The organism is Streptomyces sp. NPDC054757, from assembly GCF_053612185.1.
Window position 1 is genome coordinate 17,332 of the sequence record NZ_JBSHBW010000035.1, and the last position, 20,273, is coordinate 37,604.

Genomic DNA, 20,273 nt, shown 5'->3' on the forward strand with positions numbered 1-20,273 from the left:
TTCAGGACCTCCTGGTCGGGGCGGGCTCGGCGGGCAGCAGCCGGTCCACCAGAATCCGTACGGCGTCCACGGCCGTGGGCACCGCCGCCAGGACCGCGCGGCTGAGCCCGATGCCCTCACCGACGTCGGCGGGCGTGCAGCCCACGACGTAGGTGGACGGAAGGGTACCGCCCAGTTGATCCAGGTTCGCCAGCACTGCGACCGGATTCATGCCATGCGCGTCGAATTCACCCGAACCGAGGTCGTCGGGTCCCACTTCGAGCACCGTCACCTCACCGGGCGGCCCCCCGCCCGGACAGGCGTCCACCAGCACCAGCGCCTCGTACCCGGCCAGCAGGTCGTACGCGAGGTGCATGCCCCGGATCCCGTAGTCCACGGCGCGGACCCCGGGCGGCAGGGCACCCGGGGCGGCGAGTGCGCGGACCACCTCGGGGCCGAAGCCGTCGTCGCCGAGGAAGAGGTTGCCGACCCCGGCGACCAGTACGCGTTCCGTCACCGGCGCCACGCCCCGGCTGTTTCCGGGCTGTGGGCCGCAGCCCGCACCGCGCTCACATCGAGCGCATTCGCAGATACCGGCGGATGTCCGGAATGGACTGGACTCCCACGGCCACAGCGGCCGCCGCCAGAACGGCTCCCGCGACAACGGTGATCACACCAAGGGTCTTCACGATGGGCTCTCCTCTCGGTCTTCGGTGGTGGTCCCGGCGGGCAGGGGCTCCAGCTCGTCGGGGGAGAAGTAGAAGTAGCGGCCGTACCAGTCGTGCAGGTCCGCCGCCGGATCGTCGACGAGGACCAGGGCGACATGCGTCACGCCGTCGACATCCGAGAGCACCGCGGTCACCCGCGCCACCTGACCGGCGAAGAAGAGGTCCTGGGCGTCCGCGCGGCGCGAGGGATGCACCCGCACGAGGCTGCCCTGGGAGACGCTGACGCCGTCGATCACCACCGCGTCGGACGCCGGACGGACGCTCGCGTCCGACGCCGGGTCCCACCACGGCGCCCCGCCGGTGTCGAAGGCGGGCGGCTCAGCGTCCCGGAGGTCGGCGGCGGGCGGCGCGGACCCGTCCCGCACCGCCGCGGCGTGCGGATCGCGCAGCAGTCCGTGCAACTGCTGGAGGTCCGCGGGGGACAGTGAGTCGCAGCGTTCGATGATCTCCCTGGCCCGGGGGTCGGTGGCCCGTGCCTCCGCCTTCTCCTCCTCGGTCATGGTCATGACCCGCAGGGTGAGGATCTCGTCGATCTCGGTGGAGTCGAAGAGTGCGCCCGGACTCTGCTCGGCCACCTCGGGGTAGTCGTAGAGGATGATCGGCGCGCCGAGGACGGTGTCCGCCGAGCCGCTGGGCCCGGCCAGGACCGGCCAGCATCTGCGCTGTTGGCAGCGGGTGGCGGCGGCCGCCGCGTGCTCGGGCGGTTCGAGGAGCGAGACGAACCCGCCCCCGTGCGCCCGCAGGATCAGATGCGCCCCGATCAGCGAACTGCGGATCGCCTCGTCCTTGGACCCGGGCGTCCCCGGGTGCTCGTTGGACACGGCCAGCGACAGCCGCAGCAGGCCGTCGTCGGGGGTGGCGCCCACCCGGATCCGGACGTCCAGCGGCAGCCGCCGCCGTACGATGCGGCCTGCCGGTGTGCCGTCCGCCTCCGTCAGCTCCTCCACGTCCTCACCGCCGGGAACCGTCCGCCGCACATCGGCGGGCTCAGCGAGGCAGAGCTCGGGCAGCACGATCTCCTGCTCCACCGCCTCCTCCCAGCTCAGCACCTGCGCACCGGCCACGGTGAGCCCGGCGACCGGGGTGTGGCGGCCGTCGGCGCCCAGCCGCTGCACCTCCCGGACCTGCACCTGGAGAAAGCGCAGATGGACCGTGACGGCCGGGGCGGGCCCGTCCGGCGCCAGCAGGCACTGCACCGCCATGTCCGGCTCCTCGCCGAAGCAGGCGGGTGCGGCCGACGGCGGCCCGAGGACCCCGAACTGCCAGCGGGACTGATTCTTGTGCGAGCTGGCCCGGTACGGGTACAGCAGATACCCCTCGTACAGCACCGCGTCGGCGATCGTACGGACCTGGTCCAGGCCAGGGGCGTTCACGGGGGTCACGGGACCACCTCTCCGGTCTCGGCCAGCAGGGTCCGGACCGTCTCTTCCCAGCTGATCAGCCCGTGCCGGGCGCGGAAGCGGGCGAACTCGGTGATGACGTCGTGATCGAGCCTGATCCACCCGGTGTTCGGGAAGTGGGCGCCGATCATCTCCCGCCAGACCGCGACGGGCATCGGATGACGGGCCTCGCAGTCCCAGGGGATCTGCCGTACGCCGAAGCCGGCGCTGCCCCGGGTGAAGACGGTGCCCGAGAAGAGCAGCGTGAGCGGCACCGGGCCCTCCCCGAGAGCGTGCAGATACCGCGCACCCGTCACGTCGAAGTCGTAGGTGCAGGGCAGCGCGAGATCGACATCGGTGGCACCGGTGAACCCCTGGACGGTGGTGTTGCACTGCATCCACAGGAACGGCCGCAGCGTGTCCCCCCACCGGGAACGCTCCCCGAACAGCCCGCGCAGCCGCTCCTCCTCGGCCGCGTCGTAGGAGCGCCGCTGCGGTTCGATACGGACCTGGCACTGCAGGACGAGCGCGTGGATCCGCTCGCCGCTGCTCTCCTCGATCCGCAGTCTGGCCGTCAACTGGGGCGCCGCCGAGTACCGTTCGGCCACCACGTCAAGGACCGAGAAGTCCAGTACGGAGAAGTCGGCGCCGCTCACGAGGCACCCTCCGCCGGTACGGTCCCGCTGCGCTCCCGCACCCGGGCGAAGAAGGCGTCGATCGCCGCGTGCGCCTCACTGCCGCCGTCGAAGCCGCGCCAGAGCGTCCGCAGCCGGCCGACCAGTTCGTAGCAGGCGTCGATGGGCACCAGATGGCAGGTGCTGTCGCCGGTCTCCGGGCGGCGGATCAGCAGCGCCTCGACGTCGGGTTGCAGCGTCGCGAGCGCGGGCGCTGACCCGATGACGGACTCCCAGGCCTCCAGGGGCAGTTCGGACTCGGTGGCGCCCGCGGGCCCCGGATAGAACGCGATGGTGCGGTCCTGCACCGAGTTGCGGAAGAGGAACGCGAGACCCACCGGGATCTGGAGTTCGTCCCAGGCCCGTGCGTCCAGCGGCACTCCGTCGAAGCGCAGATACCGCTCCGGCACCGCGCGGTAGCGCAGCCGGGCGTCCTCATCGGTGAAGAGGAGATAGCAGGGGCGGCAGCTGCACATCAGCGCCCGGCTCTCCAGGTTCACCACATGGGAGTGTTCGGGGGCGACCGGCTCGGCGCACATCTCGCAGCGCTCCCCGTCCGCGGAGCGCGGGCGGCTGTTGGCGATCCGCCGCAGCGCGGACACCGGAGTCGCCGTACGCCCGGGGGCGCTCATGCGGAGACCGGGGCGGGCACCGCGACCGAGACCGTCGGGCCGTCCACCAGCAGGGGCAGCGGGTCGAGATGCAGTCCTTCCGCGTCGAGACAGGCACCGGCCCGCCGTACGTCGTAGTGGGCACGGCAGCCGGGGCAGCGCAGCACGGCATCACCGGAGCCGCCGCCCAGCCTGCGGGCCAGCGCCGCGCCCTCCAGGGACCGGTCGCACCGGGCGCACCAGTCGCGGAACGCGAAGAGGCCGGAGCCGATCCGGCAGGCCAGCACCGGGATCGCACCCGCGGTGAAGTGGCGTACGGCGCCGGGCTCCAGGGTGTCCAGACCCGGCACGGCCTCCCAGGACGAACCGCCGTCACCGGGGGCCGATGCCGCCTCGTGGAGCCGCGAGAAGAGCGAGTCCACGGTCACCAGCGGCCCCGCCCCGGCCGTCTCGTCCCCGGCCGGGGCCTCCACCTCGATCCCGGTGATCTCCGGAGCCGCGGCCTCGACCGCACTGCGCACCGCCAGCTTGAGCGTGGCCGACGACGAGGGGCACCCGTCGCAGCTGCCGAGCAGCCGCAGCGTCACGACGCCGTCGGCCGTGACGCCCAGCAGCTCCACATCGCCGCCGTGCGAACCGAGATACGGGCGCACGCTCTCCAGCGCCTCCTCGACCCGGGTCTCCACGCCGTACGGGTGCAGCCCGTGCACCAGCAGCAGACTGGCCACCAGATCGTCGCCGGCGAGGGCCGCCAGCACCTCGTCGTCAAGGCGGCCCTGCTCGTGCACCAGGCCGAGCAGCCGCTCAAGTCCGGCGCCGTAGAAGTCCGTGACGAGCCGGACCAGCTCCTCGCTCCGCTCACGGGCGACGGCGCCGCCCGCGGCACTCGCGGCGATGAGGGTGTCGATACGGTCGCCGGTCGCCCGCCAGTCGGCGGGCCCGGAAGCGGTCTCCTCCGGCATCACTCGCTGCCCGCGGACTGGGTGGGGGAGTGCAGCAGTTCCAGCTTCTTGCCCTCGCCGAGATACATGTGCACACCGCAGGGCAGACAGGGGTCGAAGCTGCGCACCGTGCGCATGATGTCGATGCCCTTGAAGTGCTCCCGGTCGTTCTCCTCGAAGATCGGCTGGCCCTGCACCGCGTCCTCGTAGGGACCCGGTGTGCCGAAGGTGTCGCGGGGGCTCGCGTTCCAGGGGGTCGGCGGGTACGGGTGGTAGTTGGCGATCTTGCCGTCCCGGATCACCATGTGGTGCGAGAGCACTCCGCGTACCGCCTCGGTGAAACCGCAGCCGACGCCCTCCTGCGGGACCTCGAACTTCTCCCAGGTCTTCGTACGGCCCGCGCGGATCTCCACCAGCGCCTTCTCGGCGAAGTGCAGCGCGCAGGCGGCCGCGTACGCCTGGAAGTAGGTGCGCGCCCGGTTGCGCTCGATGGTGTTGCTCCACTTCGGGACGTGCCACTCCAGCTCGACCGGGCCCTTGAGCGCGGTCTTGGGGAGGTTGATTTTGACGCTGTTGCCGGTGGCCTGGATGTAACCGATGTCGACGAGACCGGCCAGCGCGGTGGTCCACAGCCGGGCGAGCGGGCCGCCGCCGGTGTCGAGCGCGAGGTACTCCTTGCCGTCGAACCAGCGCGGCGACATGACCCAGCTGTACTTGTCGTCCAGATCCCGCTTCTGCGGCTGCGGGTTGGTGTGCTGGTTCCACGGGTGGCGGCGGTCGACGGGGTTGCCGAGCGGGTCGTGGGTCACGAACATCTCCTGCTCCTCCCAGTCGCCGTAGTACGACGAGCCGAGGAGGATCCGGATGCCCAGGTTGATCTTCACCAGGTCGGTGGTGACCAGCTTCCCGTCCACGACCACACCGGGGGTGACGTACATCTTCCGTCCCCAGTCGGTCATGTCCTGGTACTTGAAGTTGCAGTGCTCCGGGTCCTGGAAGGAGCCCCAGCAGCCGAGCAGGATGCGCCGGTTGCCGACCTGCTCGTAGCCGGGCAGCGCCTCGTAGAAGAAGTCGAAGAGGTCGTCGTGCATCGGCACGACCTTCTTCATGAACTCGACGTAGCGCTGCAGCCGGGTGATGTAGTCCGTCATCAGCTGCACGGTCGCCACGGTGCCGACGCCGCCCGGGTAGAGCGTGGAGGGGTGTACGTGCCTGCCCTCCATGAGGCAGAACATCTCCCGGGTCATCCGGCTCACCTGGAGCGCCTCGCGGTAGAACTCACCGGTGAAGGGGTTCAGCGAGCGCATGATGTCGCCGATGGTCTTGTACCCGTGGGCCTCGGCGTGCGGGGACTGGGTGCGGTTGGCCTGCTCCAGCACGCCCGGGTTGGTCTCCGCGACCATCTTCTCGCAGTAGTCGACCCCGACCAGGTTCTCCTGGAAGATGTTGTGGTCGAACATGTACTCCGCGGCTTCGCCGAGGTTGACGATCCACTCACCGAGGTGCGGCGGCTTGACCCCGTACGCCATGTTCTGCGCGTAGCAGGAGCACGTGGCGTGGTTGTCGCCGCAGATGCCGCAGATCCGGCTGGTGATGAAGTGGGCGTCGCGCGGGTCCTTGCCCTTCATGAAGACCGAGTAGCCGCGGAAGATGGAACTGGTGCTGTGGCACTCGGCCACCGTCTTCTGCTTGAAGTCGATCTTCGTGTAGATGCCCAGGCTGCCGACGATGCGGGTGATGGGATCCCACGCCATCTCGACAAGGCCGTCCTTGCCCTGGGTCCCGCTGCCACCCCTGCGTTGCGTCGCGGTCATTGCGCCGCCTCATCTTTCTGTCCGTTGCGGTCGGTCACCAGGTGCGGGTGGCACCGGTCGTGAGACTCCTGCCGGGCCTGCGCCACTTGGGCTCCTGGTCCAGCGTGTGTGTCGTGATGTGGCGCAGCCGGCGCATGGTCGCCCCGTAGAGACCGACCGCGTTCGACGAGAGTTTGCCGCCGGGCGGCTCGTCCATGAACGGCATGAACTTGTCCGGGAATCCCGGCATGGTGCAGCCGATACAGATTCCGCCGACATTGGGGCAACCGCCGATACCGTTCATCCAGCCACGCTTGGGAACGTTGCACTTGACCGCGGGGCCCCAGCAGCCGAGTTTGACAATGCACTTCGGCGATCCGTATTCGGTTGCGAAATCGCCCTGCTCGTAGTAACCAGCCCTGTCGCAGCCCTCGTGCACGGTCTGTCCGAAGAGCCAGCTGGGGCGCAGTGCGTCATCCAGCGGAATCATCGGGGCCTGGTCGGTCGCCATGTAGAGCAGATAGGTCAGCGTCTCGGAGAGATTGTCCGGCTGAATGGGACAGCCCGGGACGCACACGATCGGAATTCCCGCCTTGGACTTCCAGTCCCAGCCGAGATAGTCCGGGACCCCCATGGCGCCCGTCGGGTTGCCCGACATGGCGTGGATACCGCCGTAGGTCGCACAGGTGCCGACCGCGACGATCGCGGTGGCCTTCGGCGCCAGCCGGTCGATCCACTCACTGGTGGTCATCGGCTGTCCGGTCGCGGGGTTGTTCCCGAAGCCGCACCAGTAGCCCTCGTCGTGCAGTCGCTCGTTGGGGATCGACCCCTCAACGACCAGGACGAACGGCTCCAGCTCTCCTCTGTCGGCCTTGAAGAACCATTCGAGGAAGTCATCGGCGCCGCCGTTCGGCCCGCACTCGAAGTCGATGAGCGGCCAGTGCACCGCGACCTGGGGGAGGCCGGGCAGGGCGCCGAGCGCGATCTCTTCGATGCTGGGCTGAGTGGCCGCCGTCAGGGCCACGGAATCGCCGTCACAACTGAGTCCGGCATTGATCCAGAGGACGTGGATCAGCGTTTCTTCTGCCTTTACCGCTGCTTCTGTCGGCATAGCTCTGCCGCCTTCCGGGGCCGACGTTTCCATTCCAGACAGCGCTGGATGGGGGCCTGGCACACGCGTGTGGTGTCGCTCACATTGCTACCATCTAGGCCCGGCGCGGGCGCTCTGTCAACGCGAGAAGAAATCCGTATGGGCGTCCCCTGGCCGCGCCATTCGGCGGTGTGCGCACCGGGATGTATTCGGCCCTGAAGGAACGGGCGGGCATGTACGTTCGCGGCCGGATTCGGATTGCGCCGGTCGAATGAACCGGAAAGAGAAATGGGCCGACCGAATCAAGCGTAAGAGGCACACGCCGGTTTCAGGCCCTACGGTCGTGCCAACGATGCGGGAACGAGGCAGAGATGCATGAATTGTCGATCACGCAGAGCGTTGTCGACATGGTCTGTGAACGCGCCGAAGGCAGACCGGTCCGCATGGTCAGTGTGCGGGTCGGGGTGCTCACCGCCGTCGTGGCCGAGTCGATGCGGTTCTGCTTCGACCTCGTCACGGCGGGCACGGTGGCCGAGGGCGCGCGACTGGAGATCGACCAGCCGCCGGGGGCGGCTCGCTGCCGCACGTGCGAAGAGGACTTCACCCTGGCCGATCCCGTACTGCTCTGTCCGTGCGGCAGTGCCGACGTGGAGATCACGGCGGGGCGTGAACTGCAGATCATCTCGATGAAAGTGGGCTGACCATGTGCGGTACCTGCGGTTGTGGCGACGAGGGCGGCGGCACGCGGATCGCGCTGCCCCACGAGGACCACGCACGGGCGGCCCGGAGTCCGCAGGGCGACCACCACCACGACCATCACCACGAGGATGGCCACCACCACGACCACTCGCAGGCCGGCCACCCCCACCAGGACCACGGTCATCACACCCACGATCGCCCGCATGAGGGCGCACAGGACGGCGCGGTGGGCGGTGACGGTGGGGAGACCGTCACCCTTGAGGAGCGGGTGCTCGCCAAGAACGAGCTGGAGGCGGAGCGCAATCGCGCCTGGCTCGCCGAGCGGCACATCGTGGCCGTGAACCTGATGAGTTCACCCGGCGCCGGCAAGACGACCCTGCTGGAGCGCACCATCAGGGACTTCTCCGGCCGGCGTCCGGTGGCCGTGGTCGAGGGCGACCAGGAGACCATGCTCGACGCGGAGCGCATCAAGCGCGCGGGATGCTCGGTGGTGCAGGTGAACACCGGCGCCGGCTGCCACCTGGACGCCGAAATGATGCGGGGCGCACTCACCACCCTCGCCCCGGAGGACGGGGCACTGGTCCTGGTCGAGAACGTGGGGAACCTGGTGTGCCCGGCCCTCTTCGACCTCGGCGAGAACAGCAGGGTCGTCATCATCTCGGTCACCGAGGGCACCGACAAGCCGCTCAAGTACCCCTACATGTTCGGCGCCGCCGACCTCGTCCTCATCAACAAGATCGATCTACTGCCCCATGTCGACTTCGACGTGGCCCGGTGCGAGTCGTACGCGCGCTCGGTCAACCCGGACGTACGGGTACTGACGGTGTCCGCGACGACGGGCGAGGGGATGGACCAGTGGTACGACTGGGTGGTGGCGCTGGACGACCGGATGCTCCTGGGCTGACCGCTCCTGGGCTGACCGTCCCTTCCCGGGCGGTGACCGGCGGGACCGCCACGAGTTGACCTGAGGTGTGCGCACCCTTAGAACCAGTCCTATGACCCTCAGCTGGAAACTCGTCATCGACAGCATGAACGCGCCCGTGCTCGCGGATTTCTGGGCGGCGGCGCTGGGTTACGACGTGGAGGACCCGAGCGAGCTCATCGAGCAGCTGCAGACAGCCGGTCACATCGGCGAGGACGCGATCGCCGAGCACCAGGGACGCAAGACCTTCCGTGGCTACGCCGCGGTCCGTCATCCCGACGACCCTTTCGACCGGACCAGCGGCATCGGCCGTGGGCGCCGGCTGCTCTTCCAGGACGTGCCCGAGGCCAAGGCGGGCAAGAACCGGCTGCACATCGACATCCACGGCGAGCCCGGTGGTCTCGGCCAACTGGTCGCACGCCTCGTGGACCTGGGCGCGACCCGGGTCCGCGAGGAGGACCACGGGCCGGCCGGTCACTGGTGGGTCATGCGGGACCCCGAAGGCAACGAGTTCTGCGCCGCCTGAGGGACAGCGCTCAGGGGGACGCGCCCAGCGGGCGCACAGCCCTCAGTGGACGGAGAAACCGCCGTCGACGAAGACCGACTGCCCCGTGATGTACGCCGAGGCGCGGCCGGCCAGGAACACCGCGGCGCCCTCGAAGTCCTCGGCCAGGCCGTTACGGCCGGTCAGTGTGCGCGCCGCCAGTGCGGCTGTCTTCCCGGGGTCGGAGGACAGCCGTGTGTTGAGCGGGGTCATCACGAAACCGGGCACGAGGGTGTTGCAGGTGACGCCGTGCGGCGACCAGGCCTCGGCCTGGGAACGGGCCAGGGACTCCAGTGCCCCCTTGGACACCCCGTAGGCCCCGCTCTGGACGAAGGCCCGGTGCGCCTGCTGTGAGGTGACGTGGATGATCCGCCCGAAGCCGCGGTCGGCCATCCCCGGCCCGAACCGCTGCCCCAGCAGATAGGGCGCCTCCAGATTCACGCTCATCGTGGTGTCCCACACCTCATCGGTCAACTCACCCATCGGCGGGCGGAGGTTGACCCCCGCGGAGTTGACCAGGATGTCCGGCTCGCCGAAGGCCTCGACCGCCTTCCCGGCCGCCGTGCGGACCCCCTCGCGGGTGCTCAGATCGGCGCTCACCCAGGCCGCCCGGCAACCGTCGGTCACCAGCTCTTCGACCGTCGCCGTCAGCTCCGCCTCGCGGCGTGCCACGATGACGATGCTCGCACCGGCCCTGGCGAGTGCCCCTGCGATGCTGCGGCCGATGCCGGAACTCCCACCGGTCACGACGGCGACCCGGCCGTCCAGCGAGAACAGGTCGGAGAGATAGGCCCCGCTGGTCATGTGCGGCTCCTGGAGTGGACGGCTGCGCCTTCGGGCGCGGCCGCTTCGGCGACGGTGATCAACATGCAGTCCTTCCGTGTGCTGTGGCCGGTCCTGGCGTGCGCCGCCTGCCGGTCCGGTAGGGACCCTGTCATGCGCAGGAACCAGGGCCTCTGCCGAGGTGTCTCTCCGGGATGTCTCTACCGGGGCGCCTGGTTGCCGCCGGTGAGGATCACGGCGGGGCGCTCACCGACTTCGGGCCCCGGCCCGGCCCCGGAGACCGCGGCCAGGGCCACCGCGCCCGCAGGTTCGAGGACCAGCCCCAGGTGCTCGTGGGCGAGTGCCTGCGCGCGGCTGATGGCTGTCTCGTCGACCAGCAGCATGTCGTCGACGACCTTGAGCATGGTGGCCAGGGCGCCGGGAACGGGGACCCGTACCGCGACCCCGTCGGCAGCCGTACGGACGGCCGGCGTGCTGACGGCTTCGCCCGCCCGCCAGCTCAGTGCCATGGCCGGGGCGCCCGCCGCGCACACTCCCACCACACGGGTGTGGGGCGAGCGGGCCTTGAACCAGGTGCCCACACCGTTGACCAGCGCTCCGTTGCCGACCGGGACGAGGACGGTGTCGGGGGCGAGCCCGGCGAGCTCGGGGGCGATGGTCCCGGCCCCGGCCGTGATGCGCGAGTCGTCGCCGTCCTCCACGAACACCGTGCCGGGATCCTCGCCCGCCTGCCGGAGTGCTCGCTCCTTCGCCTCGTCGAAGTCCTGCCCGCCGATCTCCAGCCGGGCGCCGAGGCTGCGCATACGGGCCAGCTTGACGGCGTTGGCGTGCTCCGCGCAGTGGACGGTCACGGTGATGCCGTGGTGGCGGGCCGCCCACGCCAGAGCGAGGCCGAAATTCCCGGCCGAAGCGCACACCACGTGGCTTCCCGGGGCGAGCCCCCTCATGAAGTGGTCGGCGCCGCGGCCCTTGAAAGAACGGACCGGGTTGACCGTCTCCACCTTGACGATCAGCCGGCGGCCCAGGGCGGCACGGAGCGCCTCGTCCTCGAACTGCGGCGTGTTGGCGAAGGCGGGGGCGATGGTACGGCCGGCTTCCTCGATGTTCTCTACTGACAGCACGCTGCACATCGTATACGATAGGTGTGTGACGGTACAAGAGACCCTGCAACTCGGCGACCCGTTCCTGCGTACGCCCGCCCGGCCGCTGGCCACCCCGCTCTCCGGCGAAGCGCGAGCGCTCGCCGCCGATCTGGACGACACCCTGGCGGACTGGGTGAGACGCACCGGTTACGGCCGGGGCATAGCCGCGCCGCAGATCGGGGCAGGCGTCCGGATGGTGCATCTGCGGCTCGACGAGCCCCGTACGCTCGTCAACCCCCGCATCACGGAGCGCTCGGAGGCGACCTGGGAGCCCTGGGACGCCTGCCTCAGCTTCTCCGTCGAGATCTTCTGCCGTGTCCGCCGCCATACCTGGATCACCGTCGACTACCAGTCCCCGGACGGCCGGGCGCACACCGTGCGCGCCGAAGGAGAGCTCAGCGAGCTGCTCCAGCACGAGATCGACCACCTTGACGGCTATCTCGCCGTCGACCGTATGACCGATGTGTCCACCCTCTGCATGCGCACGGAGTTCGAGGCGCGGCACCGCGACGAAAGCCCCTACCGCCGATGAGCACACCCGAGCCCGCGACGAACGCCCCCGACTCGGCGACGAGCACCTCCGAGCCTGTTGCTCCCCTCGCCAGGATCGCCCGGAGCGAGCCGTTGAGGGAGGCCGTCTACGCCCGTATCGTCGCGCTGCTCTCCACCGGCAGCCTCGCACCCGGCATGTCCGTGACGGAGGCAGCCCTCAGCCGTGCCCTCGATGTCTCCCGCACACCGGTGCGCGAGGCCCTTCTACGTCTGGAGGCCGAGGGCGTGGTCCACTCCGCCCTGGCGCGCGGCTTCGTGGTCAGGCCCCTGAGCGGCCGTGAGGTCTCCGAGGTGTACCCCGTTCTGGCCACTCTCGAAGCGCTGGCCGTACGCTCGGCCCCCCGCCCGCTCGCCCCCGCGGAGCACGACCGGCTGGCCGGGCTCCTGGACGAACTGGAGGCGAGCGGCGACGCGGTGGAGCGGCGCGCGCTCGACACGGCCTTCCACACCGGACTGATCAGGCTCTGCGGCAATCAGTACCTCCAGGAGACGATCGCGAAGCTGCGCACCAGCCTCTCCCGCTACGAGATCGCGTATATGCAGCACATCCCGTCGCGCGGCCCGGCGGACCGGCAGCACCGGGAGGTGCTCTCGGCGCTGGCGACGGGGGACCGCGAGGGTGCGGCGGCGGTCGTCGAGGAGCACTGGCATGACGGCAGGCGCTGTATCGCCGAGTGGCTCGCGTCGGACCACAGGACCACGACTCCCGCCGCCACAGTCACGCCTGAGTGAGCGTCATGGAACCTCCGGTGCGGTGTTGCCCGGAAAGGATCTAGGCGATGAGGGTTTCCTTCGGGCGGACCACGCAGAACTCGTTGCCCTCCGGGTCGGCCAGTACGGTCCATGACTCGTTTCCGCTCTGGCCGACGTCCGCCGGGCTGGCGCCCAGCGCGAGGATGCGCGCGATCTCGGCGTCCCGGTCCTCCGCGGCGGACGTCAGATCGAGGTGCAGGCGGTTCTTGCCGGACTTACGATCCGCTACCGGCATGAAGCAGATGCCTGTCGGCGCGGTCTCCTCCGGCCCGATCACCACTTCCCGCTCGCGTTCGGACAGAATCCGCCAGCCCAGCACCGCTGCCCAGAAACGGGCCAGGCCAGGCAGGTCGTGGGCGTCGATCACGATGTGATGCAAGGAAACAGGCATGTCGGCCATTCTGCTCTGCGGCTCCTGGCCGCAGCACAGGGTTTTTCAACCGGATCATGCCGGCCGTGCGGGATCCTCGGGACTTCCGGAGCCCCCGAGGCCCCCGGGGCCCTTGGGATTCTCGGGGTCCTCGGACATGCCGTCCCCCATGAGCAGCGACACCACCAGGACGGCGAAGGCGGCGCCGAGGCCCACGCCGGACCATCCCGCGCGCTGGGTCCGGGCCGAGCCGCAGGCCGGCGCGGTTTCCTCGCGGTTGTCCGCCAGAGCGTCGTCGCCCGCCGGGTTCAGGATCGATCCGCAGGTCAGCTGCACGGTGGCGCTGTCCTCCGCGTAATCGGACGGATCGTGGACGGTCGGGGACACCGGCAGGAGGAGCAGGCCCACCGCGGCCACCGCGATCAGCAGCGCGAGGGTCGCGCCACCTCTCACGACTGCGGGGAGCCGCCCCAACGACCGTTCCGGCCGGACGCGTTCGGGGTTTCCCGGTATCCCGGCTTCACCAGATATGCCGTCATGTGCGCCGTCATGCTCGCTGTTCACTTCCGTAACCCCCGTTGCCCGTCGGCTGAATCTCTTCAGCCGCCGAGGCTAACCTGCGTGTCCGCAGTCCAGTATTGGGGCGCGGCAAGCCGGGAGTTGAGAAGCGGGGGTGCGCGTGGTCAGGGCAGCTTGGCGACGGTCAGCAGCAGGGCCGAGTCCTCCAGGGCCTCCACCCGGTGCCGGCTGTCGGGCACGATGATCAGGTCGCCCTGACGGCCTTCCCAGGCCAGCTCGCCCGCCGAGAGCCGCACCCGGCCCTGCAGTACCTGCACCGTGGCCTCGCCGGGATTCTCGTGCTCGGCGAGGTGTGAGCCGCGCGTCATCCCGATGACCGTCTGGCGCAGGACCTTCTCATGACCGCCGTAGACGGTGTCCGCCGTGTGCCCGCCACCGGCCGTGGCCGCCAGCTCGATCTGCTGACGGGCCAGCGCTTCGAGAGAGAGTCTCTGCATGTCGTCATTGTCCCGCATTCGCCCGACCGGGCAACGCGGACGGGCGGGCACATCTGGGGGAGGGCGGGTACGTCACCGGGCCGGGGCCGAGCCGGGGCCGACGCGGCGGCTGGTGCTGTGTCCGGGGCCGCGCCCAGGGCCCTGTCCGTCGGCCAGGCGGACGATCAGGCCGACGACCGAGGAGTTGACCAGTGCCGCCGCCACCAGCACGACGTACACCAGGGCTCCCTCGATGCCCGGCAGCAGCAGAAGCAGGCTCGTCGGCGCGGTGAGCAGGATCGGGTACACCCCGGCGAACGACGCGTCCGGGTGGGAGACCAGTGTGGTGTCCACCCACACCCAGACCAGCAGGGCCGCGACGACCACGAGGTATCCGCGCGAGATCCAGTCGCCCGCCACCGTCCTGCCGATCCGCTGCATCAGGTTCCTGCCGCTCATCGTCCCTCCACCACCCTCTCGTCGATGTGACCGGAATGGCGCGCCCGTCCGACCGCTCCGCTCGGATTCGGGGGCCGTGTCCCGGTGTCCCTCTTCTCCCAGACTGCCGGAGACGGGCCGCGGCGGCCTGAGTACCGGTACTCAAGCCGCGGCCGAGTACGGGGGCGGCTCGTGTTCGCCGTACGCGGCACGGCTCGCGCCGAATGCCGTACACGAGAGCTGGGCAGGTACGGGTGTGCGGCGACCGGAAGGCCGGGCGGCGCAGACCCGGAGGGGGCGCGAAACGTCATGGAACAAGCTGGCTGGCAGTTCTCCGACGACCGTGGACAGCTGTCGACGGCCGCGCGGACACCGTCGAGAGTGACGGCGTACATACGGGCGGGTGCCACCCTGTGGGACCACGGCCTGGCCCCGCTCGCGGTCTTCGGCTCCCTGCACGACGGTGCGGTGGTCGACCCGGCGAAGGCGGGGGCGCTGCCGTCCGGCGATGTCCGCTACCTGGGGGCCGGCGGCACGCTGGATCTGGAGACGCTGCTCAGCGGCGGCCCCGATCTCGTGGTGGCGGTCAGTTACGGCGGCGGTCAGGTGTACGGACTGGACCCGGACACCGCCAAACACCTTGAGGAGCAGGTCCCCGTCGTGGTCATCGACGTCGGGCAGACACACACGCTGGAGGGGATCAGGGGCCGCTTCGACGCGCTCGCCCGCTCGCTGGGGACCCGCGGCGACGCCGAACAGCAGCAGGTGCTCGACGCCGCACACCGGCGGCTGCGCGCGGCGGCGGACGCACCGTCCGGGCCGGAGGTGCTCGCGCTCTCGCCCGCCGGGCCCGACCAGGTGCATCTGGCGCGCCCCGGAGCCTGGCCGGAGCTGCGTGCGCTGACCGCGCACGGCGTCAGCACGGTGCAGCCGCCCGACGGCCCCGGCGCGAACTGGGCCACCGTCAGCTGGGCGGAGGCGGCGGCACTGAACCCCGGGATCGTCCTCGCCGACGTCCGGTCGAACGCCACACCCATCGGCGAGCTGAGCGGCATCGACGGATGGCTGAACCTCACCGGCCGGGCACGGGTCCTGCCGTGGAATCCGGAAGCCCCGGACAGCGCCCGGTCCCATGCGCGGTTCTTCGGCTCGGTGGCCGACGCGCTGGAGGCCGCCGCCACGGAGTGAGGGCGCTCACGCCTCTGAGTCCGGTCAGGGACCCGGTGGGTCAGGGAATTGATGGGTCAACGACTCGGGCGGTCAGGGTGCGGACGGTCAAGGGCCCGGACGATCAAGGACGCGCTCCGCCGGGGACTCATCCGTGTCGGTGTTGGGCCGAACGGGTGAAGGGGGTCAGAATTGGCTGATGCAGATAGAAAGTCCAGCCGAGGTGGTCCGGTGAGCAGGTACGACGACTACGACGTCACCGACGAGCAGTGGGAGGGGCTCGCCCAGGTGGTGCCGCTGCGCGGGCGCAACGAATGGCCCTCGCGCGTCGACCACGAGACGATTCCCCACGAGTACGCGGCCGAGCAGCGCCGATTCGTGGTCCTGCGTGTCCAGGTCTTCGCGGACGCCCGTGAAGTCGCCGAGTACCTCGTCGGCCAGGTTCCGGTACTGCTCGATCTGACCGGGGCCGAGACCGAAGTGGCCAAACGCATCCTGGACTTCAGCAGCGGAGTGGTCTTCGGCCTCGGCAGCGGAATGCACCGGGTCGACAAGAACGTCTTCCTGCTGGCCCCGGCCGGCATGGAGGTGGAGGGGATCGCGGCGGCCGCAGTCCCCCGATCGTAGGAAGGTCATCCAGGCGTAACGGTTCGCCACCGAGGCGCGTGCATACGGTCCGGACCATGGACGCAACCTACGCACGCCCCACCGTCACCGAACTCCGGCTCTCGGCCTTCAAGTCGCACCGCGGCGCCGCCTTCCCGCTCGCCCCGCTGACCCTCTTCACGGGGGCGAGCGGGAGCGGGAAGACGAGCGCACTCCAGGTGTACGAGGCGCTGGCGCGGCTCGGTGCGGGGGACGAGCTGGGTGAGGTCTTCGACGACCCGGGCAGCTGCGTCCCGGAGCGGGCCTGCGCGGACGCCCAGGGGCGACGGGGGTTCCGGATCGGCTGCACCGTGGACGGACCGGCCGGCCCCGTACAGCTCGATCTCGCGGTGCAGGCCGAGCCCGAACTGCGGGTGGTGGGCGAACGGCTGGCCGCGGAAGGCCAGTTGCTGCTTTCCACCGCGCTGCGCGATCCGGCGCGCAGGACCGTACAGGCCGCCTGGCACACCGCGGGCGCGGTTCCGGTGACCCGGGCACCGCTGCCCGACGACCGGATGGGGACCGCCCTGCTTCCGCTGCGCGTGGCGGGCAAGACCGACGGGCAGCTGAAGGTGCTGGCCGCAGCCGAACAGGTGGTGGTGGCGCTGCGCTCGGTCTTCGCCTGCGATCCCCAGCCGCACCGGATGCGCCGCCCGGTGGCCGCGGGTGCCGGGCTGCTGCGGCGGGGCTGCGACAACCTGGCCTCGGTGCTCTACCGCACCCAGTCCGAGTGCGCGAACCGGCACCGGCAGCTGGTCGCAGCGGCGCGCGCCGGGTGCGTGGGCCCGGTGGCGGGGCTCGCGGCCGAGGAGCTGACGGACGGGAGGGTACGGGCGGTGCTCGGCCGGGGCAGTGGCGCGGGCACGCCGCTGGAGCGGCTGGGCGAGGGCGAGCTGCGCTATCTCGCCCTCGCGCTGGTGCTGCTGACCGGGCCCGGAGTGCTCGCGGTGGATCCCGCGGGCGAGGTGCCGTCCGCGATGCAGTCGTTGACGGTCCTGGCCGATGGCTTCGACCGCTCCCTCGACCCCCGGCAGGCGCGCGAGCTGGCCGCTCTCGCCGCGGCCATCTGCGGTCAGGGCCACATCAGGGTGGTGGGCACGGCATCGGACGCGGGGTGGGCCGGTCGGCTGGCCGGCGTCTCGGTGGTAGATCTGGACGTGTGACAGAACGGGATGTAGCGCAATTGCAGCGTCGGCTGGCCGAGTTCGCCGCGGCGCGGGACTGGCAGCCGTACCACACGCCGAAGAACCTGGCGGCGGCACTGAGCGTCGAGGCGGCCGAACTGGTCGAGATCTTCCAGTGGCTGACGCCCGAGGAGTCGGTCCGGGTGATGGAGGATCCGGGGTCGGCACACCGGGTCGCGGACGAGGTCGCCGATGTCCTCGCGTATCTGCTGCAGTTCTGCGAGGTGCTGGGGATCGATGCCCTTACGGCGCTTTCCGATAAAATTGACCGAAATGAGACACGGTTTCCGGTGGAGCGGGATGCGGATCGTCACTCTCCGGAGTGAGTGAGTTATCAACAATGCGTCTTGCGTCCACAGATTTCCGAATTCCCCTGGCTTTATGGTCCATCCGCCTTCACTCTGGGTAATGAAAGGGGAGACGGTACGTCATACGAACGGGGACTGGGATGGACGGGGTGCGGCTCATCGCAATCAGCCGGGACGCTCTGGCGCGGAGCGTCCCGGAGTTGGACACCATGGTGGAGGCGTGGCAGGCGCAGGCGCTCTCCCGCGCCGTGGGCGGACATCTGGCGCTGCGCGGCCCGCAGGAGCTGCGGGCCGACGCGCGGGCGCTGGGCGAATCGGGCGGCCGGGGCTGCGGGGCGCTCGACGTGCCGACGGTGCGCGGCGGGCTGATACGGGCGGCGCAGTTGACCGAAGTGTCGAATGTGCACGAGGCGTTGGCCGCGCTCGGGGTGCTGCTGGGGGAGGTGGGTATCGCACTGGTGGGCGTCGCCTGCGGCACCGACGAGGAGTCCGTCTACTGGCAGTGCATCGAGGCCATGGACGCGGCCGACGAGTCGGGGGACCGGGTGCGCGGAATGCTGCGGAAGCTGGAGGAGCGGGACGCGGAGGGGTCCCGGCGGTAGGGGGCGGCGGCAGGGGTGGGGGGTGGTGAGCCCCCTCCCGGTGTGCCGGGAAATCGCCGTACGGGCAGTTCGGGGAGCGTCGGGGGACGGAGGAAGGTGCAGGATGGATGTATGGATCTTCGAATCTTCACCGAGCCCCAGCAAGGGGCGAGCTATGACACTCTGCTGACCGTCGCCAAGGCAACCGAGGACCTGGGCTTCGACGCCTTCTACCGCTCGGACCACTATCTGCGCATGGGATCGGGCGACGGCCTGCCAGGCCCCACCGATGCCTGGATCACCCTGGCGGGACTTGCCCGCGAGACCAAGCGGATCCGGCTCGGGACGCTGATGACGGCGGGCACGTTCCGGCTCCCCGGAGTCCTGGCCATCCAGGTGGCGCAGGTCGACCAGATGTCCGGCGGCCGGGTCGAACTGGGCCTGGGGGCAGGCTGGTTCGAGGAGGAGCACCGGGCGTACGGGATTCCCTTCCCCAAGGAGAAGTTCGGCCGCCTGGAAGAGCAGCTGGCCATCGTCACCGGGCTCTGGGGGACCAGGACGGGTGAGACCTTCAGCTATGACGGCGCCTACTACCAGCTGAGCGACTCGCCCGCGCTGCCCAAGCCCGCCCAGGCGAAGGTGCCCGTGCTGATCGGCGGACACGGCGCGACCCGTACCCCCCGGCTGGCCGCGCAGTACGCCGATGAGTTCAATATCCCCTTCGCCTCGATCGAGGACAGCGAGCGGCAGTTCGGGCGGGTCAGGGCAGCGGCCAAGGCGGCCGGCCGGGCGGACGACCTGGTGTACTCGAACGCGCTGGTCGTCTGTGTCGGCAAGGACGACGCCGAGGTGGCGCGCCGGGCGGAGGCCATCGGGCGTGACACGGCGGATGTGAAGGCGAACGGGCTGGGCGGTTCACCCGCCGAGGTTGTCGACAAGATCGGCCGCTACGAGGCCATCGGCGCGTCGCGCATCTACCTCCAGGTGCTCGACCTCGACGATCTGGACCACCTGGAGCTGATCTCCTCACAGGTCCTCTCCCAGCTGAAGTAGGACCGGATGCGCCCCGTCCGTACCCTCGCCGCCGCACTGGCCGAGTCCACCGTCGTCCTGGACGGCGGACTCTCCAACCAGTTGGAGGCACAGGGCTGCGATCTCTCCGACGCGCTCTGGTCGGCGCGGCTGCTCGCCGACGGTCCCCGGCAGATCGTGGCGGCGCACACGGCGTATGTACGGGCGGGCGCCCAGGTGCTCATCACCGCGAGCTACCAGGCCACGTTCGCGGGGTTCGCGCGGCGCGGAACCGGCCGGGCCGAGGCCACGGGGCTGCTGGCCCGCAGTGTGCTGCTGGCGCGGGAGGCTGCCGGGGCGGCGGACCGTGAGGTCTGGGTCGCCGCCTCCGTCGGTCCGTACGGTGCGATGCTCGCCGACGGCAGTGAGTACCGCGGCCGGTACGGGCTCTCCGTCCGGGAGCTGGAGCGCTTCCACCGGCCGCGGATCGAGGCGCTGGCCGCGGCGGAGCCCGATGTGCTCGCCCTGGAGACGGTGCCGGACACCGACGAGGCCGAGGCGCTGCTGCGGGCGGCCGACGGGTGCGGGACGCCGGTCTGGCTCTCGTACAGCGTCACGGGGGAGCGGACCCGGGCCGGGCAGCCGCTGGCCGAGGCGTTCGGCCTGGCGGCGGGCCGGGACCAGGTCGTCGCCGTGGGAGTGAACTGCTGCGCGCCGGGGGATGCGGATCGGGCGGTGGAGCTCGCGTCCGCGGTGACCGGCAAGCCGGTGGTCGTCTATCCGAACAGCGGTGAGGAGTGGGACGCCGGGCGCCGTGACTGGCGCGGCCCCGCCGCCTTCGCCGCTTCGCGGGTGCGGGGCTGGGAGCGGGCCGGGGCCGCACTGGTCGGCGGCTGCTGCCGGGTCGGCCCGGCTGAGATCGCGGACATCGCAGCCGTCGCCGGGCCGCGGACGCCGGCCCCGGGGGCATGAAAACCTCTGGTC

At 70.5% G+C, this 20,273-nt stretch carries 26 protein-coding genes; 12 read left to right on the forward strand and 14 right to left on the reverse strand.

Annotated features, from left to right (window positions below; translation table 11 throughout):
* Position 1: 1 nt before the first annotated feature.
* The 8 genes from ACWGKJ_RS30085 to ACWGKJ_RS30120 are packed head-to-tail and all read right to left on the reverse strand — an operon-like array spanning position 2 to position 7,216.
* Positions 2 to 496, reverse strand: a complete 495-nt coding sequence (locus ACWGKJ_RS30085; RefSeq protein WP_385024448.1) for a hydrogenase maturation protease — start codon at positions 494 to 496, stop codon at positions 2 to 4.
* Positions 497 to 548: 52 nt separating this feature from the next.
* Positions 549 to 668, reverse strand: a complete 120-nt coding sequence (locus ACWGKJ_RS30090) for a DUF6893 family small protein (RefSeq protein WP_385024450.1) — start codon at positions 666 to 668, stop codon at positions 549 to 551.
* Entirely contained in the window at positions 665 to 2,089 is a 1,425-nt protein-coding gene (locus ACWGKJ_RS30095; RefSeq protein ID WP_385024452.1) for a hypothetical protein, read from the reverse strand. Before ACWGKJ_RS30095 ends, ACWGKJ_RS30090 begins: the two co-directional genes overlap by 4 nt.
* Positions 2,086 to 2,742 carry a DUF6084 family protein gene (locus ACWGKJ_RS30100; RefSeq protein WP_385024454.1) on the reverse strand — a complete coding sequence of 219 codons (657 nt, stop codon included), beginning with the start codon at positions 2,740 to 2,742 and terminating at the stop codon, positions 2,086 to 2,088. The genes ACWGKJ_RS30095 and ACWGKJ_RS30100 overlap by 4 nt, the downstream gene beginning before the upstream one ends.
* Positions 2,739 to 3,392, reverse strand: a complete 654-nt coding sequence (locus tag ACWGKJ_RS30105) for a DUF5947 family protein (RefSeq protein WP_385024456.1) — start codon at positions 3,390 to 3,392, stop codon at positions 2,739 to 2,741. Before ACWGKJ_RS30105 ends, ACWGKJ_RS30100 begins: the two co-directional genes overlap by 4 nt.
* Complete coding sequence (locus ACWGKJ_RS30110) at positions 3,389 to 4,333, reverse strand: NifU family protein (protein WP_385024458.1); 945 nt, start codon at positions 4,331 to 4,333, stop codon at positions 3,389 to 3,391. The genes ACWGKJ_RS30105 and ACWGKJ_RS30110 overlap by 4 nt, the downstream gene beginning before the upstream one ends.
* Complete coding sequence (locus ACWGKJ_RS30115) at positions 4,333 to 6,126, reverse strand: nickel-dependent hydrogenase large subunit (protein WP_385024460.1); 1,794 nt, start codon at positions 6,124 to 6,126, stop codon at positions 4,333 to 4,335. Before ACWGKJ_RS30115 ends, ACWGKJ_RS30110 begins: the two co-directional genes overlap by 1 nt.
* A gap of 34 nt (positions 6,127 to 6,160) precedes the next feature.
* Complete coding sequence (locus ACWGKJ_RS30120; protein WP_385024462.1) at positions 6,161 to 7,216, reverse strand: NADH-quinone oxidoreductase subunit B family protein; 1,056 nt, start codon at positions 7,214 to 7,216, stop codon at positions 6,161 to 6,163.
* Positions 7,217 to 7,566: 350 nt separating this feature from the next.
* Here ACWGKJ_RS30120 and ACWGKJ_RS30125 point away from each other — a divergent pair, with 350 nt between their 5' ends.
* The 3 genes from ACWGKJ_RS30125 to ACWGKJ_RS30135 all read left to right on the forward strand — a co-directional run bounded on the left by ACWGKJ_RS30125 (position 7,567) and on the right by ACWGKJ_RS30135 (position 9,342).
* Positions 7,567 to 7,896: a hydrogenase maturation nickel metallochaperone HypA/HybF gene (locus tag ACWGKJ_RS30125; protein ID WP_385024464.1), complete on the forward strand. Its 330-nt coding sequence runs from the start codon at positions 7,567 to 7,569 to the stop codon at positions 7,894 to 7,896.
* 2 nt (positions 7,897 to 7,898) lie between these two features.
* Positions 7,899 to 8,798: a hydrogenase nickel incorporation protein HypB gene (hypB, locus tag ACWGKJ_RS30130; RefSeq protein WP_385024466.1), complete on the forward strand. Its 900-nt coding sequence runs from the start codon at positions 7,899 to 7,901 to the stop codon at positions 8,796 to 8,798.
* Positions 8,799 to 8,889: 91 nt separating this feature from the next.
* Positions 8,890 to 9,342, forward strand: coding sequence for a VOC family protein (locus ACWGKJ_RS30135; RefSeq protein ID WP_385024468.1), 453 nt, complete (start codon positions 8,890 to 8,892; stop codon positions 9,340 to 9,342).
* A gap of 42 nt (positions 9,343 to 9,384) precedes the next feature.
* On the opposite strand, the gene ACWGKJ_RS30140 is transcribed toward ACWGKJ_RS30135, so the two are convergent.
* Both ACWGKJ_RS30140 and ACWGKJ_RS30145 read right to left on the reverse strand, forming a co-directional pair.
* Positions 9,385 to 10,164, reverse strand: a complete 780-nt coding sequence (locus ACWGKJ_RS30140) for an SDR family NAD(P)-dependent oxidoreductase (RefSeq protein ID WP_385024470.1) — start codon at positions 10,162 to 10,164, stop codon at positions 9,385 to 9,387.
* Between the two features lie 179 nt (positions 10,165 to 10,343).
* A complete protein-coding gene (locus ACWGKJ_RS30145) occupies positions 10,344 to 11,273 on the reverse strand; it encodes a threonine ammonia-lyase (protein WP_385024472.1) in 930 nt (309 codons plus the stop codon).
* Between the two features lie 16 nt (positions 11,274 to 11,289).
* Here ACWGKJ_RS30145 and ACWGKJ_RS30150 point away from each other — a divergent pair, with 16 nt between their 5' ends.
* Both ACWGKJ_RS30150 and ACWGKJ_RS30155 read left to right on the forward strand, forming a co-directional pair.
* Positions 11,290 to 11,817: a peptide deformylase gene (locus tag ACWGKJ_RS30150; protein WP_385024474.1), complete on the forward strand. Its 528-nt coding sequence runs from the start codon at positions 11,290 to 11,292 to the stop codon at positions 11,815 to 11,817.
* Positions 11,814 to 12,569 (forward strand): GntR family transcriptional regulator, encoded by a 756-nt coding sequence (locus ACWGKJ_RS30155; RefSeq protein WP_385024476.1) that lies wholly within the window; start codon positions 11,814 to 11,816, stop codon positions 12,567 to 12,569. Before ACWGKJ_RS30150 ends, ACWGKJ_RS30155 begins: the two co-directional genes overlap by 4 nt.
* Positions 12,570 to 12,609: 40 nt before the next feature.
* On the opposite strand, the gene ACWGKJ_RS30160 is transcribed toward ACWGKJ_RS30155, so the two are convergent.
* From ACWGKJ_RS30160 to ACWGKJ_RS30175, 4 genes are all read right to left on the reverse strand, one after another.
* On the reverse strand, positions 12,610 to 12,981 hold the full coding sequence (locus ACWGKJ_RS30160) for a VOC family protein (protein ID WP_385024478.1): 372 nt from the start codon (positions 12,979 to 12,981) through the stop codon (positions 12,610 to 12,612).
* A 54-nt stretch (positions 12,982 to 13,035) separates the two neighbouring features.
* On the reverse strand, positions 13,036 to 13,524 hold the full coding sequence (locus ACWGKJ_RS30165; protein WP_453315869.1) for a hypothetical protein: 489 nt from the start codon (positions 13,522 to 13,524) through the stop codon (positions 13,036 to 13,038).
* A 119-nt stretch (positions 13,525 to 13,643) separates the two neighbouring features.
* Positions 13,644 to 13,976 (reverse strand): cupin domain-containing protein, encoded by a 333-nt coding sequence (locus ACWGKJ_RS30170; protein ID WP_385024481.1) that lies wholly within the window; start codon positions 13,974 to 13,976, stop codon positions 13,644 to 13,646.
* Between the two features lie 72 nt (positions 13,977 to 14,048).
* Positions 14,049 to 14,414, reverse strand: a complete 366-nt coding sequence (locus ACWGKJ_RS30175) for an SCO4225 family membrane protein (protein WP_385024483.1) — start codon at positions 14,412 to 14,414, stop codon at positions 14,049 to 14,051.
* A gap of 288 nt (positions 14,415 to 14,702) precedes the next feature.
* On the opposite strand from ACWGKJ_RS30175, the gene ACWGKJ_RS30180 reads away from it, so the two are divergent.
* From ACWGKJ_RS30180 to mmuM, 7 genes are all read left to right on the forward strand, one after another.
* The gene (locus ACWGKJ_RS30180; protein ID WP_385024485.1) at positions 14,703 to 15,581 is read left to right on the forward strand and encodes an ABC transporter substrate-binding protein; all 879 of its coding nucleotides are present in this window, start codon (positions 14,703 to 14,705) and stop codon (positions 15,579 to 15,581) included.
* 210 nt (positions 15,582 to 15,791) lie between these two features.
* Positions 15,792 to 16,187: a cell division protein SepF gene (locus ACWGKJ_RS30185; RefSeq protein WP_385024488.1), complete on the forward strand. Its 396-nt coding sequence runs from the start codon at positions 15,792 to 15,794 to the stop codon at positions 16,185 to 16,187.
* 56 nt (positions 16,188 to 16,243) lie between these two features.
* Positions 16,244 to 17,368 carry an AAA family ATPase gene (locus tag ACWGKJ_RS30190; protein WP_385024490.1) on the forward strand — a complete coding sequence of 375 codons (1,125 nt, stop codon included), beginning with the start codon at positions 16,244 to 16,246 and terminating at the stop codon, positions 17,366 to 17,368.
* Positions 17,365 to 17,715, forward strand: a complete 351-nt coding sequence (locus ACWGKJ_RS30195; protein WP_385024492.1) for a nucleotide pyrophosphohydrolase — start codon at positions 17,365 to 17,367, stop codon at positions 17,713 to 17,715. Before ACWGKJ_RS30190 ends, ACWGKJ_RS30195 begins: the two co-directional genes overlap by 4 nt.
* A 122-nt stretch (positions 17,716 to 17,837) precedes the next feature.
* The gene (locus ACWGKJ_RS30200; RefSeq protein WP_385024494.1) at positions 17,838 to 18,299 is read left to right on the forward strand and encodes a DUF6099 family protein; all 462 of its coding nucleotides are present in this window, start codon (positions 17,838 to 17,840) and stop codon (positions 18,297 to 18,299) included.
* 111 nt (positions 18,300 to 18,410) lie between these two features.
* On the forward strand, positions 18,411 to 19,331 hold the full coding sequence (locus ACWGKJ_RS30205; protein WP_385024496.1) for an LLM class F420-dependent oxidoreductase: 921 nt from the start codon (positions 18,411 to 18,413) through the stop codon (positions 19,329 to 19,331).
* Positions 19,332 to 19,337: 6 nt separating this feature from the next.
* Positions 19,338 to 20,261: a homocysteine S-methyltransferase gene (gene mmuM / locus ACWGKJ_RS30210; RefSeq protein ID WP_385024498.1), complete on the forward strand. Its 924-nt coding sequence runs from the start codon at positions 19,338 to 19,340 to the stop codon at positions 20,259 to 20,261.
* The last annotated feature ends 12 nt before the right edge of the window (positions 20,262 to 20,273 follow it).

Coding starts and splice junctions, on each gene's coding strand:
- ACWGKJ_RS30105 (WP_385024456.1), bottom strand. CDS start 3,392: ATGAGCGCCCCCGGGCGTACGGCGACTCCGGTGTCCGCGCTGCGGCGG.
- ACWGKJ_RS30110 (WP_385024458.1), bottom strand. CDS start 4,333: ATGCCGGAGGAGACCGCTTCCGGGCCCGCCGACTGGCGGGCGACCGGC.
- ACWGKJ_RS30115 (WP_385024460.1), bottom strand. CDS start 6,126: ATGACCGCGACGCAACGCAGGGGTGGCAGCGGGACCCAGGGCAAGGAC.
- ACWGKJ_RS30120 (WP_385024462.1), bottom strand. CDS start 7,216: ATGCCGACAGAAGCAGCGGTAAAGGCAGAAGAAACGCTGATCCACGTC.
- ACWGKJ_RS30125 (WP_385024464.1), top strand. CDS start 7,567: ATGCATGAATTGTCGATCACGCAGAGCGTTGTCGACATGGTCTGTGAA.
- hypB (WP_385024466.1), top strand. CDS start 7,899: ATGTGCGGTACCTGCGGTTGTGGCGACGAGGGCGGCGGCACGCGGATC.
- ACWGKJ_RS30135 (WP_385024468.1), top strand. CDS start 8,890: ATGACCCTCAGCTGGAAACTCGTCATCGACAGCATGAACGCGCCCGTG.
- ACWGKJ_RS30140 (WP_385024470.1), bottom strand. CDS start 10,164: ATGACCAGCGGGGCCTATCTCTCCGACCTGTTCTCGCTGGACGGCCGG.
- ACWGKJ_RS30145 (WP_385024472.1), bottom strand. CDS start 11,273: ATGTGCAGCGTGCTGTCAGTAGAGAACATCGAGGAAGCCGGCCGTACC.
- ACWGKJ_RS30155 (WP_385024476.1), top strand. CDS start 11,814: ATGAGCACACCCGAGCCCGCGACGAACGCCCCCGACTCGGCGACGAGC.
- ACWGKJ_RS30160 (WP_385024478.1), bottom strand. CDS start 12,981: ATGCCTGTTTCCTTGCATCACATCGTGATCGACGCCCACGACCTGCCT.
- ACWGKJ_RS30170 (WP_385024481.1), bottom strand. CDS start 13,976: ATGCAGAGACTCTCTCTCGAAGCGCTGGCCCGTCAGCAGATCGAGCTG.
- ACWGKJ_RS30175 (WP_385024483.1), bottom strand. CDS start 14,414: ATGAGCGGCAGGAACCTGATGCAGCGGATCGGCAGGACGGTGGCGGGC.
- ACWGKJ_RS30180 (WP_385024485.1), top strand. CDS start 14,703: ATGGAACAAGCTGGCTGGCAGTTCTCCGACGACCGTGGACAGCTGTCG.
- ACWGKJ_RS30190 (WP_385024490.1), top strand. CDS start 16,244: ATGGACGCAACCTACGCACGCCCCACCGTCACCGAACTCCGGCTCTCG.
- ACWGKJ_RS30200 (WP_385024494.1), top strand. CDS start 17,838: ATGGACGGGGTGCGGCTCATCGCAATCAGCCGGGACGCTCTGGCGCGG.
- ACWGKJ_RS30205 (WP_385024496.1), top strand. CDS start 18,411: ATGGATCTTCGAATCTTCACCGAGCCCCAGCAAGGGGCGAGCTATGAC.
- mmuM (WP_385024498.1), top strand. CDS start 19,338: ATGCGCCCCGTCCGTACCCTCGCCGCCGCACTGGCCGAGTCCACCGTC.